Here is a 14,801-nt window from a genome sequence, read left to right on the forward strand (position 1 = left end):
AATTATCATGAAAAAGTTATTCATACTACCTCTGTTGCTCGCCAGTTTTATCGTAACTGCCTGTGTAGAGGATGATTCTATCGTGAAGCCCGGCGAAAGTCTGGTCGAACCGCTGAACATCACACTCTCTCTGTCACAATCGGGAGAGAGACAAGTAGACCTGAACAAGACCCGCCCCTCTTTTTCTTTCAAGATAGAAAAGAGCCATCCTTTCGTAGAAACAACCGCCTCGCTCTCAGTGATAAGTGCGGAAGAACTGGGTAACGGTTACCTGCCACTGGCGGACAATCTATACCGTATCAGCAGCACCGAACTGGAGTTTGCCGAAGATGAGCAGTCACAATCGGTCAACATTCTCTTCACCAACCTTGAGCAACTGGAACCCGCTACGAATTATGCGCTGGGGTTGAAACTCACTTCTTCGAGCACAAGAATAGAAGTACCCGCCGGACAAGAACGCCTCATCCTGATACTGAATGTCGGTGAAGGGGGTACGCTCCGGAATCCATACCGTCTACGCACGCTGGACGACTTGAAAGGCATGGGCAGTTTGCTGAAACCCAATGTCACCGTCTGTTTCAAGATGGAAGAAGACATCGACATGCAAGCCGAAGAGTGGACTCCGCTTAACAGGGACGGAAGATTCCACATCAACTTCGACGGAAACAATCATACGATAAGTAACCTGAAATGTACACAAGGCAAATTCCCGAGCTTCTTCGGACAGTTAGTCGGCAGTTGCAGGAACGTGACTTTCAAGAATGTGGAAATCAGCGGTTACCAGACACCCACCGGGGCTATTGCCGGATTTATCCCTAACGGGGCTGCGGATACCGAAATCAGCAATACACATGTGATTAACGGCACACTCAACCAAGTGGAAAACGGAAGAGACCATTGGAGCACAGGCTCGGTAGGCGGTATCGTAGGAGATATGCGCGCCGGCAGAATCAGCGAATGTTCGGCAAAGGTCGACATCACGGGCGAATGGTGTACAGGCGGACTGACAGGCCAGTTAGTGGAAGCTACTATAGAGAAGAGCTTCTATGAAGGAACTGTTTACTCCCGGTATAGCGCAGGCGGTATAGCAGGCAGTGTTCACGGTGCACTTATCTCCGACTGTTACAGCCACGGAAGTGTTTCTACACTGTCATCATTCGATGGAGAATTTACTGGTCCCGCAGGAGGTATTGCAGCACGTATGTATGTCGGCAGCAATGTGCGCAACTGTTACTCCACCGCCACTGTGAAAGGTCATGCAAGTGCAGGCGGCATTGCCGGACAATGCCAACTCGGAGAAGGAAGCGCGGACAACAGCAACTACATCGTCAATTGCGTCGCCTGGAATGACTATATTTCTTCTACCACCGACATCGCATCGGGACGTATCTGCGGATGGATGCCCCGAGGCAACGGGACGAACGGCAACAAAGGCGAGTCCTGCTATGCCAAAGAGGTAGACGTGATAGTAAAAGGCAATCCGCTGGCAGGTGACGATATCCGCCCTTCGGCAAGCTTCGACACTACCCATGCCAACTCTCTCAGATACCACGGCCTGATAGCCACCGACCTGATAGATGTCACCCAAAACACGTTGGGATGGAGCATGGAGATATGGGACTTCTCCGGAGAGAAACCGCAATTCAACTGGCAATCGACAGCCAACTAACCTTATGAAATTTAAAAGTAATCATTCAATAGGAGGAAATAGAATATGAGACTATTACATTTTTTAATCGGAGCAATGGTATTGATTGCCACCGGATGCGCACAAGACTCTGAAGGCATTTACAACGGAGCGTCACAATACAGGGACGAAATCTTCTTGGCAGACCCTACCATCCTCAGAGAGGGTGACATGTACTACTTGACAGGAACAGGCAACCAGCAACAGCAAGGTTTTGTCCTGCTGGAATCTGCCGACCTGAAAAGCTGGCACACAGTGGAGAACAACGAATTTGTCCTGAAGAAAGATGACCAGACCTACGGAACCGAAGGTTTCTGGGCTCCCCAATGGTTCAAAGCGCAAGACCGTTACTACTTCCTCTACACCGCCAACGAACAAACCGTAATGGCATCTGCCGACTCTTGGAAAGGTCCTTTCCGCCAGACAGATATAAAGCCGATAGACAGAAGCCAGAAGAATATCGACCCCTTCCTGTTCCGCGATGATGACGGCAAGTATTACTTGTACCACGTGCGCTTCGGTAACGGAAACTTTATATGGGTAGCAGAGTTCGACCTCGCCAAAGGTGAAATCATTCCCGGCACCCTGAAGAAGTGCATGGAGAGCACCGAAGAGTGGGAAGCAACCGCCGCCTACATCTCCGCCCCCGTCATGGAAGGCCCCACCGTTATCAAACTGGACGGCGTGTACTATCTCTTTTACTCTGCCAACGACTACCGGAGCATTGACTATGCCGTAGGCTATGCCACTTCCAACTCTCCCATGGGGCCGTGGACGAAAAACGAGAACAGTCCCATCATCCATCGCAGCATCGTAGGCGAAAACGGTTCGGGACATGGCGACATCTTTACCGACAAAGCAGGAAACTATTATTATGTGTACCACGTACATGCGTCGAAAACAAACGTCGCCCCGCGCAAGACGCGCATCATCCCGCTACACATGGAAAAGAACGAAAGCGGCATCTACGACATCACGGTCAACGGAGATGAAGTAATAGAACCTTATCAAGAATAACCATTTAAAAAGCAACGTATGAACTTAAGAAATATACTAAGCGGAATAGCATTGCTGGCAGGCATACTGAGTGCGCATGCCATCGAATATACCCCTGCCAATGTATCGGCTTCCATCGCATTGAAGGTCCCCGGAAACGAAGCGGTACGTTATCCGTTGGAATTCCGCAAGCTCCGGAAAGAACGGTTCGACTATCAGTTGACGGCCACAGAGAGCCTGCCCGTGCTGATTTATCAGAAAGTGGAAGGCGGAGAAACCAACAAGCGGATTACCCTCTTCATCACAGCCACAGAGAATATCTACTTCAACTACGGCGAACAGGTGAAAAGCGGAGCATGCCATGACGACTGCCTGTTCTATATGCCAGGCTTCTGGTATCGCCGCAACCTTCGTTCGCCCAAAGAGGCGCCTTCTTTCCACACCTCAGACAGTTGGGTGGTGCGCGAAGACCGCCTGAGCACTCCGATGACGACTATCTTCGATGAAAAGAACGGCAAGTCGTTCTCAGTAGCCCGCATAGACAAGTTTGAAAGCGATGCGCTGACTACTCACAAAGAGGGCGAAGTCATCCTGTCGGGAACCACTTCGATAGGTTATACCGGATTCGAGAACTGCAACGGCACTGCCACACTTTCTTTCGGCTATCCCTACAAAGAAGCGCCCAAAACTTATATCCGCAAACTGACACTGGCTCCTTCCGTAGAAGCCTACCAGTTTTTAGGCAAAGGAGAAAGCGTGACGTTGACCTGGGAGCTCAACGAATCCGCTCCCACCGACTTCTCGGACTGCGTAAAACAAGCATGGGAATATAGTTACGACCTCTACAAGCCCGCAACGGTAGAAACACCTTATACCGATGAAGTGATGAAAGAAGTGATGAGCAACTTCTTCGTAGAAAGTTTCATCGGCGATACTCCCACCAACTATTACTCAGGTGTAGAGTTGCACACGGCAACTTGCAACAACGTCGACGTAGCCGAAGTAGGCTTTGTGGGACGCACCCTGCTGAATGCTTTCAACGCGTTGGAATATGGCGAAAGCAAGCAGCGCACCGACCTGGTGGCAAATGCCAATGCTATCTTTGATTCTTACCTGGAGCATGGTTTCTCACCAGCAGGATTCTTCAACGAGGTAGTGCACTACAAACGCAACTTCATAGAGCCTGTCCACAGCATCCGCCGCCAGTCGGAAGGCATATATGCCACGCTCTATTACCTGAACTATGAAAAGAAGAAAGGCAGGAAGCACCCCGAATGGGAAAAACGCCTGAAAGGAATGCTCGACACCTTCCTGCGCCTGCAAAACGAAGACGGCAGCTTCCCGCGCAAGTTCAAGGATGACTTCTCGATTGTAGACAAGAGTGGCGGAAGTACCCCGTCGGCAACGCTTCCCCTGGTGATGGGATACAAGTACTTCAAAGATAAACGCTATCTCGAAGCAGCCCGACGCTCGGTAGATTATCTGGAAAAGGAGCTAATCTCGAAAGCGGACTACTTCTCGTCTACCCTCGACGCCAACTGTGAAGACAAAGAGGCTTCACTCTACGCCTCCACTGCTGCCTACTACCTGGCACTTGCCAGCAAAGGAGCAGAGCGTGCACATTATGCAGGTTTGGCAAAGAAAGCCGCTTACTTCGCCCTCTCATGGTATTACACCTGGGATGTCCCGTTCGCACCGGGACAGATGTTGGGCGACATCGGTCTGAAGACCCGCGGCTGGGGTAATGTCTCTGTGGAAAACAATCATATCGACGTCTTTATCTTCGACTTTGCCGACGTACTCCGCTGGCTGTCCAAAGAGTATAATGAACCCCGCTTTGCTGACTTCGCAGCAGTTATCAGTTCTTCCATGCGTCAATTACTGCCCTACGAAGGACATCAATGCGGCATCGCCAAGAAAGGGTACTATCCCGAAGTGGTACAGCACACCAATTGGGATTACGGCAAGAACGGCAAAGGGTATTACAACCATATCTTCGCACCGGGATGGGTAGTTGCTTCCTTGTGGGAGTTGCTCTCGCCGGGACGACCGGAAGAATTCATCGGAAGGTAAAGATGAGGCTACTCTATTTGCCAGTCCTCGACTTTAGATAATATGACTACGTTTAAACTCATTTCTGTACCGTTATGAATAAATATAAAAGCGCCAGAATTTTTTCAAAGAAAAAACGTTTTTAATGGAGTATTATCTGACACTCGGGCCTCAGTTATGACAACACCCGGGTGTCAGACAATATAGAAAAGATGAAACGGTTGATAAATAAAGCCATTGTCAATAAAGACCATAATTTTGGAAATGCCCGTTGGGTACGTAATATATTTGAAAAAACATTGGAAATTCAAGCCAACTGCTTGGCAATGGACGGACATATCTCAAATAAATCATTGACTACTATTACGGAATATAATATAATGAACAAAACAAACTGAAACTTTCTACCTATATTCTATTCTCTAATGCTCAAACCACGTTCTTTTCAAAACCACCCAAACGTCAGGAAAAGACAGAAAGTGCACCAAGTTTCCTTTATTAGTTTAAAAATGATTATCTTTGCAAACTAAAATGAGCAACTTGATAATAAAAGAAATAATAGATTAATATGGCATTGCAATGTGGTATTGTTGGACTACCGAACGTGGGTAAGTCGACACTTTTCAACTGTTTGTCGAATGCGAAAGCACAAGCGGCAAATTTCCCTTTTTGTACAATTGAACCCAATGTAGGTGTAATCACTGTTCCTGACGAACGTCTGAACGCACTCGCTGAATTGGTGCACCCCCAACGAATTGTTCCTACAACTGTAGAAATCGTAGATATCGCCGGACTGGTGAAAGGCGCAAGCAAAGGTGAGGGACTAGGAAACAAGTTCCTTGCCAATATCCGTGAAACAGACGCAATTATCCACGTACTCCGTTGCTTCGATGACGACAATGTGACACACGTAGACGGAAGCGTAAATCCTGTCCGCGACAAAGAAATCATTGACTACGAACTTCAATTGAAAGACCTGGAAACCATCGAAAGCCGTATCCAGAAAGTACAGAAACAAGCACAGACGGGCGGAGACAAAGCTGCAAAGTTAGCTTACGATGTACTCGTTCAATATAAAGACGCACTGGAACAGGGAAAATCTGCACGTACAGTGACTTTTGAAACAAAAGACGAACAAAAGATTGCTCACGAACTGTTCTTATTGACCAGCAAACCGGTAATGTATGTTTGCAATGTTGATGAAGCAAGCGCAGTAAACGGAAATAAATACGTAGATATGGTACGCGAAGCCGTAAAAGACGAGAATGCTCAAATCCTGATTGTCGCAGCCAAAACAGAAGCGGACATCGCCGAACTGGAAACGTACGAAGACCGTCAAATGTTCCTTGCCGAAGTAGGCTTGGAAGAATCGGGCGTAGCACGTCTTATCAAGTCTGCTTACAAACTCCTGAATCTTGAAACATATTTCACTGCCGGTGTACAAGAAGTACGTGCCTGGACATACGAAAAAGGATGGAAAGCTCCTCAATGTGCCGGAGTGATCCACACCGATTTTGAAAAAGGCTTTATCCGTGCCGAAGTTATCAAATACGATGATTATATCAAATACGGCTCGGAAGCAGCTGTGAAAGAAGCCGGAAAACTGGGTGTGGAAGGAAAAGAATATGTGGTGCAGGATGGCGACATCATGCATTTCCGTTTCAACGTGTGATTATCGGTAACTACCGACGACTTATTAATTACTAATTCGCTAACAATATGAAATATCTCATTGCAGGAACGGGAGGTGTAGGCGGCAGTATCGCAGGATTCTTGTCGCTGGCAGGCAAAGATGTAACTTGTATTGCCCGTGGAGCTCACTTGCAGTCGATTCAAACGAACGGTTTGAAACTGAAATCGGATTTGAAGGGCGAACATACGCTCCGGATTCCGGCTACTACCGCTGAAGAATTCAATGGAAAAGCAGATGTGATATTTGTATGCGTAAAAGGTTATTCGGTCGATTCTATCGTAGAACTGATTAAAAGGGCAGCACACAAAGACACAGTAGTCATCCCTATTCTGAATGTGTACGGCACAGGACCACGCATACAAAAGTTGGTACCGGAAGTCACTGTCCTCGACGGATGCATCTATATCGTAGGTTTCGTATCCGGCACAGGAGAAATCACCCAAATGGGAAAGATATTCCGGTTGGTATACGGCGCTCATCACGGCACAGTTGTAAAACCCGGATTGCTGGAAGCCATCCAACAAGACTTGCAGGAAGCAGGCATAAAGGTAGACCTGTCACCGGACATCAACCGGGATACGTTCATCAAATGGTCGTTCATCTCCGCAATGGCCGTAACGGGTGCTTATTACGACGTTCCGATGGGAGAAGTGCAGAAACCGGGAAAGGTACGGGATACGTTTATCAGACTTTCTACGGAAAGCGCCGCCTTAGGCAAGAAGCTGGGCATTGAATTTCCGGAAGATCCTGTCAGCTACAATCTGAAAGTCATTGACAAGCTCGACCCCGAAAGCACCGCTTCCATGCAGAAAGACCTGGCACGCGGGCATGACTCGGAAATACAAGGCCTGCTCTTCGATATGATTACGGCAGCCGAAGAGCAAGGGATAGATATACCGACCTACCGGATGGTTGCGGAGAAATTCAAAGAATCTAATCATTAACATTAATCCAATATAGAATGAATACCATGCTATTATCCATCAACTGGAACCCGAACCCCGAACTATTCAACCTGTTCGGCATTTCTATCCGTTATTACGGATTATTGTGGGCAGTAGGAATATTCTTTGCTTATGTGGTTGTTCACTACCAGTACCGGGATAAAAAGATAGAGGAGAAGAAGTTTGACCCGCTTTTCTTTTATTGTTTCTTTGGTATTCTGATTGGTGCCCGCCTGGGACACTGTCTGTTCTATGATCCGGGATACTACTTGTCTCATTTTTGGGAAATGATTCTTCCTATCAAATTCATGCCGGACGGAAACTGGAAATTCACCGGATATGAAGGACTTGCCAGCCACGGCGGTACATTAGGACTGATAATCGCCCTTTGGCTGTATTGCCGCAAGACGAAACTCCATTATATGGACGTGCTGGATATGATTGCCGTAGCTACTCCAATCACCGCCTGCTTCATCCGCCTTGCCAACCTGATGAACTCCGAAATCATCGGCAAACCGTCTGATGTGCCCTGGGCATTCATATTCGAACGTGTAGATATGCTCCCCCGTCATCCGGGACAGCTCTACGAAGCCATCGCTTATCTTATCCTGTTCTTCATCATGATTTACCTGTATAAGAATTACAGCAAGAAACTGCATCGCGGCTTCTTCTTCGGGCTTTGTCTGACTTATATCTTCATCTTCCGCTTTTTCATCGAATTCCTAAAAGAAAATCAGGAAGATTTTGAAAACAGCATGATGTTCAATATGGGACAATGGTTAAGCGTTCCGTTTATCATAATAGGCGTCTATTTCATGTTCTTCTATGACAAGAAGAAAAAGAAAATAGCCTAAATCAAAAAAAGAGGGATTAGCGGTTCAAACATCACTAATCCCTCTTTTTTATCAATAAAACAAATGCCATTTCCCTAATGTCAGGACAACAATCGAAAACATATCCTAAGACATTATATACATTTTCAGCTTATTTCCCCCTGACTATCTTCTTTATATCATTCAGTTTATTCAGCGCTTCAATAGGAGTAAGATTATTCACATCAAGATTCAATATCTCATCGCGAATCTGACAGAGAATCGGATCGTCCAACTGGAAGAAGCTTAACTGCATACCTCCACGATTCTCGCTCACTTCTGCCAACGGTTTACCTGCTATGCCCTGTTGGCGATTATCAGATTCAAGCTGTTTCAATATCTCATTTGCACGTTTCACAATGCTTTTCGGCATACCGGCCATCTTTGCCACATGAATACCGAAAGAGTGTTCACTACCGCCACGTTCCAGTTTACGAAGGAAGATTACTTTATTATCAACTTCTTTCACCGATACATTATAATTCTTGATGCGCTTGAAAGATTTCTCCATCTCATTCAATTCATGATAATGCGTAGCAAATAATGTACGTGCTTTTGCTTTCGGATGTTCATGGATATACTCTACAATTGCCCAGGCAATGGAAATACCATCATAAGTAGAAGTACCACGACCCAATTCGTCAAATAATACCAGACTCCGGGAAGAAACATTATTCAGGATATCAGCCGCTTCATTCATCTCTACCATAAATGTAGATTCACCGACTGATATATTATCGCTCGCTCCTACACGGGTAAATATCTTATCAACTAAACCGATATGCGCACTTTCCGCAGGAACAAACGAACCGATTTGAGCCAATAGCGTAATCAATGCTGTTTGGCGCAAGAGTGCCGACTTACCGGCCATGTTCGGACCTGTAATAATAATAATCTGCTGTGTATCGCTGTCCAGCATTACATCATTGGCAATATACTTCTCACCTATCGGAAGTTGTTTTTCTATTACCGGGTGACGTCCCTGACGAATATCCAATACGTCATTATCCTCAATAATCGGACGGATATAACGATTCTCACGAGCCACATTGGCAAATGACAACAGACAGTCCAGACGTGCAATCTGATTCGCATTAATCTGTATCTGTGGAATAAACTCCATCAATGCCTGTACTAAGTCCGTATATAGCTGCGTTTCCAGAATCAGAATCTTATCTTCCGCTCCCAAAATCTTTTCTTCATATTCCTTTAGTTCCTGCGTGATATAACGTTCCGCATTAACCAGCGTCTGTTTACGAATCCACTCTTTAGGAACTTTATCTTTATGGACATTACGGACTTCGATATAATAACCGAATACGTTATTATAAGCCACTTTCAAGCTTGGAATACCCGTCAACTCACTTTCACGCTGTTGTATCTGGAGCAAATAATCCTTCCCCGAATACGAAATCCGGCGCAATTCATCCAAATCCGCATTCACACCGTCTTGAATCACCCCACCTTTATTGACAGCCAATGGCGGATCATTCTTTATCTCTTTGGCAATCCGGTCACGAATAGTGACACAAAGATTCAACTGTTCCCCTATCTGATTCAGACTTGCATTATCCGCTTGAATACATGCCAGTTTAATGGGTTCGATGGCCTGCAATGCCACTTTCAGTTGAACAACTTCGCGCGGTGACACACGCCCTACAGCCACTTTGGAAATAATACGTTCCAAATCCCCTATCAGATGTAACTGTTCTTCAATGACAGCTTTAAAATCCGGTTGGCGGAAAAAATATTCCACCACATTCAATCGTTCATCAATCGGTTTCTTATCCTTCAACGGGAAGACCATCCAACGTTTCAGCAAACGTGCTCCCATCGGGCTGATCGTTCTGTCAATCACATTGAGCAGACTGCTTCCGCCATCATTCATATTGCCGATCAGCTCCAAACTACGTACCGTAAACTTATCCAGGCGGACATATTTATCTTCTTCAATACGAGACAATGAAGTAATATGCCCGATTTGCGTATGTTGCGTCATCGTCAGATATTGCAGGATAGCACCGGAAGCAATGATACCGTTCTTCAGATGCTCCACTCCGAACCCTTTCAGGTTCTTCGTTTCAAAATGTTTCAGAAGTTTTTCGCGGGCCGTCGTTTCCGTAAATACCCAATCATCCAGCTCGAATGTGAAGAACTTACTGCCAAAATTACCCTCAAACATCAGCCGCTTGCCTCTTTCAAAAAGAATCTCTTTCGGACCGAAGTTATTCAACAGTTTATCTACATAATCAAAAGGTCCCTCTGCTGTAAGAAATTCACCGGTAGATATGTCGAGAAAAGCGACTCCGCAGGAAGCCTTGCCGAAATGAACGGCAGCCAGAAAGTTGTTCTCTTTATAATTCAGCACATTATCATTGATAGAAACGCCGGGAGTCACCAATTCGGTTATACCTCGCTTCACCAACTTTTTCGTCATTTTCGGATCTTCCAACTGATCACAGATAGCGACCCGCTTTCCGGCACGAACCAGTTTAGGAAGATACGTATCGAGAGCATGATGGGGAAAACCCGCCATCTCAATGGTTTTACCTTTTCCGTTTGCACGTTTTGTCAGTGTGATTCCCAGAATTTCAGAAGCAACAATGGCATCTGTAGAATATGTTTCATAAAAGTCGCCGCAACGAAACAGCATCACTGCATCCGGATGTTGCGCCTTCAAATCCAGAAACTGTTTCATCATCGGGGTAAGGACGATTTCTTCTTCGTTCACGGTTCTCTCCTTTTCTTCTTTATTTAAAGTAAACAATTGCGTTATCTTTGCAAAGATAACGGTTTTCCGGCAGAGAATCAACGGTATCCCCCGTTTCAATTTTCAAAATAAGTGTTGCATACTTTTAAAAAGGGAAGATGTTTTTCTTAACAAACAGGAAGATAATATTAAAACGTGTTATAAAACATATTATTTCTCTTGGATAATTTGCTAATATCACTGAAGTCCGTACCTTTGTAATGTGTTTTTCATAGTATTAGATTTAAGGTTAACAAAGGTTGGGTCAAGGCGTTGACCCCTTTTTTTATGTCCGTATGTCTCGAATAGCAAAATCTACTTTTTTCTGTCTTCAAATAAAGCGATTATGACTGCTTTTAGAACAGGATAAAAGATTATCAAAGCTTTCGCACTCCTAATAGTTAAAAGTAAACCAAATAAGATTCGTATTATTTGAATCTTATATGGGTCCTTGAACAATCCTAAAACACATAAACTTATTCCACTTAAAAAAATCACTAAAAAGAATACTGCACATATAAAAATGGGAAACGGACCGTCATATTCAGTAAAATCGGCTAATCCAAGCCATTTCTTCCATTTTCTCCGCCGTTCTTTCCTCCTTTCTTCCGGTTCCCTTTCTTTCCTCATTCTCTCCCACTCTATCACACGCCGACGGAATTCCTCTTGGGGACGCTGTAAACTGAGATTGTATCTCCGCATCTTTTCGCTAATGCGTTTCTTTTTCCTTTTTGTCACTCTTATATTTGTTATTTCTTGTGTGGTTTTACCTATTTATTTCTTTTCTGCCTGATAGACTCCAAAAATAATGCAACCTGCTCCCAATAATGTAATCCATGTGATTTGTTCGTGAAGAATGATTACGGATGCCACCATTGTTACCAACGGATTGAGATAGATATAATTGGAGGCTCTAACAGTTCCCAACTGTTTCAATACCACATTCCAGAGGACATAACAAACCAAGGATGCCAGGACGGCCAAAAATAAGAGATTAGATAATACAACTGGTTTTAAAAGTACATCGAAATCAGGTTGTAACGGATGAAGAAGAAAGGCGGGAAGTATAGTCAATACTCCATAAAAGAATATTTTGCGGGTGATAAATACAGTGGGGTAACGCCCTGTCATTTTCTTTATCACCAAACTATAAAATGCCCACGACAGGGCGGCAAGCAAAGTAAGCAAATCCCCTACCGGAGATAATTTGAGTACAAAACTACCGTTGAAGACCACCAGTCCCACCCCGATTAAAGCTAATATGGAACCGTAAATCAAACCTTTGGTGGCTTTTTCACTCTTATAAAAGAGAAGGGAAAGAATGGTAGTAAGCAGGGGAGCTGTGCAAATGATGAAAGCGACATTGGATGCTTGTGTGATCCCCAAAGCTGTATTCTCTGTAAAGAAATAGAGTGAACCACCGAAGAAACCTCCTGCCATCAACCAAAGTTCGTCTTTCCAATTACCCGCAAACAGACGTTTGGGAGAAATCACCCAAATACCCAGATAAGCAATGAGAAAACGATAGAAGAATATCTCCTGAGGGGTCAGTCCGTGATTAATCAATACTTTGGTTGATATGAAAGTCAATCCCCAGATAGCAACTACAAGTATCGCAATCAGATGGTAATATCCATGCTTCAATTCCATAATGGTGGTGATGTTTGTTTAATAGAGTGCAAAGATAGCGAGAAGTTATGGAATGTTTGTTTGGAGAAATAACAAAAAGCCCGTACCTTTGTTTATGTTCAAAGAAAGCTCCTAAAATAAGGTATAAGTTATGGAAAATATATAGCACCGGACAGAAAACGTATCCCATACGGCATGATGAACTTTGCAGTAATCCGCCGTGACGACTGTTATTATGTGGATAAAACCCGGTTTATACCCATGATAGAAGAAGCGGACAAGTTTTTCTTCTTTATTCGCCCGCGCCGTTTCGGCAAAAGCCTCACTGTAAATATGTTGCAGCACTATTATGATATACTTGCCAAGGATAAGTTCGAAGCGCTGTTTGGCGACCTTTACATCGGAAAGCACCCTACGCGCGACCGGAACAGCTATCTGGTACTATACCTTAACTTCTCCGGAATAGTAGGCGAACTACACAACTACCGCAAGGGACTGGACGCGCATTGCCAAACAATGTTCGACTACTTCTGTGACATTTACGCTGACTATCTCCCCAAAGGCATCAAGGAAGAACTCGACAAAAAAGAAGGAGCTGTCGAACAATTTGAATACCTGTTCACAGAACGTAATAAGACCAACCAACGTATTTACCTCTTTATCGACGAATACGACCATTTCACCAATGCCATCCTCTCGGATATAGAAAGCCTGCACCGCTATACGGACGAAACATATGGCGAAAGTTATCTGCGCGCTTTTTTCAATAAAATCAAAGCCGGACCTATTCCAGCATCGAGCGTTGTTTCATCACCGGCGTAAGTCCCGTGACAATGGACGACCTCACAAGTGGTTTCAATATCGGAACCAACTACTCGCTCACACCGGAATTTAACGAGATGATAGGTTTCACGGAATAGTAAGTGCGCCAAATGCTCACTTACTATTCCACCACCAGTCCATTCAACCACAGTGTGGACGAACTGATAGAAATAATGAAACCTTGGTATGACAACTACTGCTTTGCGGAAGAACGTTGTGGTGAAACCACTATGTACAACTTTAACATGGTACTCTACTTCGTCAAGAATTATATTCAACGAGGCAAAGCCCCCGGGATATGGTAGAAGACAATATCCGTATCGACTACGAAAAATTACGTATGCTCATCCGGAAGGACAAAGAGTTTACTCATGATGCCTCCATCATACAAACATTGGTGAGCGAAGGCTACGTCACCGGAGAACTGAAAAAAGGTTTTCCTGCCGTCAATATCACCAACCCCGACAACTTTGTGAGCCTGCTCTACTATTTCGGTATGCTCACCATTAGCGGAACGTATAAAGGAAAGACCAAACTCACCATTCCTAATCAGGTAGTCCGCGAACAAATCTACACTTATCTGCTGAGTACCTACAACGAAGCCGAACTCAATTTCAGCAGTTACGAAAAGAACGAACTTGCTAGCGCTCTTGCCTACGATGGCGATTGGAAAGCCTATTTCGGTTATATTGCTGACTGCCTGAAACACTACACTTTCCAGCGCGACAAGCAGAAAGGTGAATTTTTTGTCCACGGCTTTACGCTTACCATGACGGCACAAAACCGTTTCTACCGTCCCATTTCCGAACAGGACACACAGGCAGGCTATGTCGACATTTTCCTCTATCCGCTACTGGATATCTATTCCGACATGAAGCACAGCTATATTGTAGAACTGAAGTATGCCAAGTATAAAGATCCCGAAAGCCGCGTGGAAGAACTGCGACAGGAAGCTATTGCCCAAGCGAATCGTTATGCTGACACTGATACGGTAAAGAGAGCAGTCAGCACTACACAGCTTCATAAGATTGTGGTTGTATACAAAGGAATGGATATGCCGATATGTGAAGAGGTTTAATACAAAAAAGGAACTCGCATTACAAGCGCATCATGCAAAAAAATCTTTCAAACGTGGGCACTATAAAATAAACTGTGTCACGCATTATTTTTTCTCTAAAAACTCGTCGGTCGGGGAACGGCCAGCGCCAAGGGGCGGGACCACCTGTCCCGACGAGCGTAAAATTACAATAATTTAAACCGTTCTCCAAATTTTATGGCCAGTTGCTGTGAGATTGTAGCCCAATTGGCCAGTGGCATAGTCCACTTCTTCCGTATATTACGGTATGCAAGATAAACC

General features: G+C 44.9%; 10 protein-coding genes and 1 pseudogene. 8 read left to right on the top strand and 3 right to left on the bottom strand.

From position 1 onward, the window contains the following. Window positions 1–7 precede the first annotated feature (7 nt). The 7 genes from BACFIN_RS01825 (at window position 8) to lgt (ending at window position 8,226) form a co-directional block, all read left to right on the top strand. Window positions 8–1,669 (top strand): DUF1735 domain-containing protein, encoded by a 1,662-nt coding sequence (locus tag BACFIN_RS01825; RefSeq protein ID WP_032839950.1) that lies wholly within the window; start codon window positions 8–10, stop codon window positions 1,667–1,669. Window positions 1,670–1,714: 45 nt separating this feature from the next. After that, the gene (locus BACFIN_RS01820; protein WP_007757665.1) at window positions 1,715–2,704 is read left to right on the top strand and encodes a glycoside hydrolase family 43 protein; all 990 of its coding nucleotides are present in this window, start codon (window positions 1,715–1,717) and stop codon (window positions 2,702–2,704) included. An 18-nt stretch (window positions 2,705–2,722) separates the two neighbouring features. Then, a complete protein-coding gene (locus BACFIN_RS01815) occupies window positions 2,723–4,756 on the top strand; it encodes a hypothetical protein (RefSeq protein WP_007757666.1) in 2,034 nt (677 codons plus the stop codon). A 191-nt stretch (window positions 4,757–4,947) separates the two neighbouring features. Beyond that, on the top strand, window positions 4,948–5,133 hold the full coding sequence (locus BACFIN_RS01810; RefSeq protein ID WP_007757667.1) for a hypothetical protein: 186 nt from the start codon (window positions 4,948–4,950) through the stop codon (window positions 5,131–5,133). A gap of 170 nt (window positions 5,134–5,303) precedes the next feature. Beyond that, window positions 5,304–6,407, top strand: coding sequence for a redox-regulated ATPase YchF (gene ychF / locus BACFIN_RS01805; protein ID WP_004298673.1), 1,104 nt, complete (start codon window positions 5,304–5,306; stop codon window positions 6,405–6,407). Window positions 6,408–6,454: 47 nt separating this feature from the next. Then, entirely contained in the window at window positions 6,455–7,372 is a 918-nt protein-coding gene (locus tag BACFIN_RS01800) for a ketopantoate reductase family protein (protein ID WP_007757672.1), read from the top strand. Between the two features lie 17 nt (window positions 7,373–7,389). Then, window positions 7,390–8,226, top strand: coding sequence for a prolipoprotein diacylglyceryl transferase (gene lgt / locus BACFIN_RS01795; protein WP_007757673.1), 837 nt, complete (start codon window positions 7,390–7,392; stop codon window positions 8,224–8,226). 130 nt (window positions 8,227–8,356) lie between these two features. Here the strand turns inward: lgt and mutS are convergent, their stop codons facing one another. From mutS to BACFIN_RS01780, 3 genes are all read right to left on the bottom strand, one after another. Continuing rightward, on the bottom strand, window positions 8,357–10,945 hold the full coding sequence (gene mutS, locus BACFIN_RS01790) for a DNA mismatch repair protein MutS (protein ID WP_032839956.1): 2,589 nt from the start codon (window positions 10,943–10,945) through the stop codon (window positions 8,357–8,359). A gap of 363 nt (window positions 10,946–11,308) precedes the next feature. After that, on the bottom strand, window positions 11,309–11,731 hold the full coding sequence (locus BACFIN_RS01785; RefSeq protein ID WP_007757675.1) for a hypothetical protein: 423 nt from the start codon (window positions 11,729–11,731) through the stop codon (window positions 11,309–11,311). A 36-nt stretch (window positions 11,732–11,767) separates the two neighbouring features. After that, complete coding sequence (locus tag BACFIN_RS01780) at window positions 11,768–12,643, bottom strand: DMT family transporter (protein WP_007757676.1); 876 nt, start codon at window positions 12,641–12,643, stop codon at window positions 11,768–11,770. A 174-nt stretch (window positions 12,644–12,817) separates the two neighbouring features. Here BACFIN_RS01780 and BACFIN_RS21060 point away from each other — a divergent pair. Continuing rightward, window positions 12,818–14,522 (top strand): annotated as a pseudogene (locus tag BACFIN_RS21060) (AAA family ATPase). Window positions 14,523–14,801 lie beyond the last annotated feature (279 nt).

It is taken from the genome of Bacteroides finegoldii DSM 17565 (assembly GCF_000156195.1).
GTDB classification, from domain to species: Bacteria; Bacteroidota; Bacteroidia; order Bacteroidales; family Bacteroidaceae; genus Bacteroides; species Bacteroides finegoldii.

Bases quoted from the DNA above. Each gene is read 5' to 3' on its own strand.
- BACFIN_RS01825 (WP_032839950.1), top strand. From the start codon at position 8: ATGAAAAAGTTATTCATACTACCTCTGTTGCTCGCCAGTTTTATCGTA.
- BACFIN_RS01820 (WP_007757665.1), top strand. From the start codon at position 1,715: ATGAGACTATTACATTTTTTAATCGGAGCAATGGTATTGATTGCCACC.
- BACFIN_RS01815 (WP_007757666.1), top strand. From the start codon at position 2,723: ATGAACTTAAGAAATATACTAAGCGGAATAGCATTGCTGGCAGGCATA.
- BACFIN_RS01810 (WP_007757667.1), top strand. From the start codon at position 4,948: ATGAAACGGTTGATAAATAAAGCCATTGTCAATAAAGACCATAATTTT.
- ychF (WP_004298673.1), top strand. From the start codon at position 5,304: ATGGCATTGCAATGTGGTATTGTTGGACTACCGAACGTGGGTAAGTCG.
- BACFIN_RS01800 (WP_007757672.1), top strand. From the start codon at position 6,455: ATGAAATATCTCATTGCAGGAACGGGAGGTGTAGGCGGCAGTATCGCA.
- lgt (WP_007757673.1), top strand. From the start codon at position 7,390: ATGAATACCATGCTATTATCCATCAACTGGAACCCGAACCCCGAACTA.
- mutS (WP_032839956.1), bottom strand. From the start codon at position 10,945: ATGATGAAACAGTTTCTGGATTTGAAGGCGCAACATCCGGATGCAGTG.
- BACFIN_RS01780 (WP_007757676.1), bottom strand. From the start codon at position 12,643: ATGGAATTGAAGCATGGATATTACCATCTGATTGCGATACTTGTAGTT.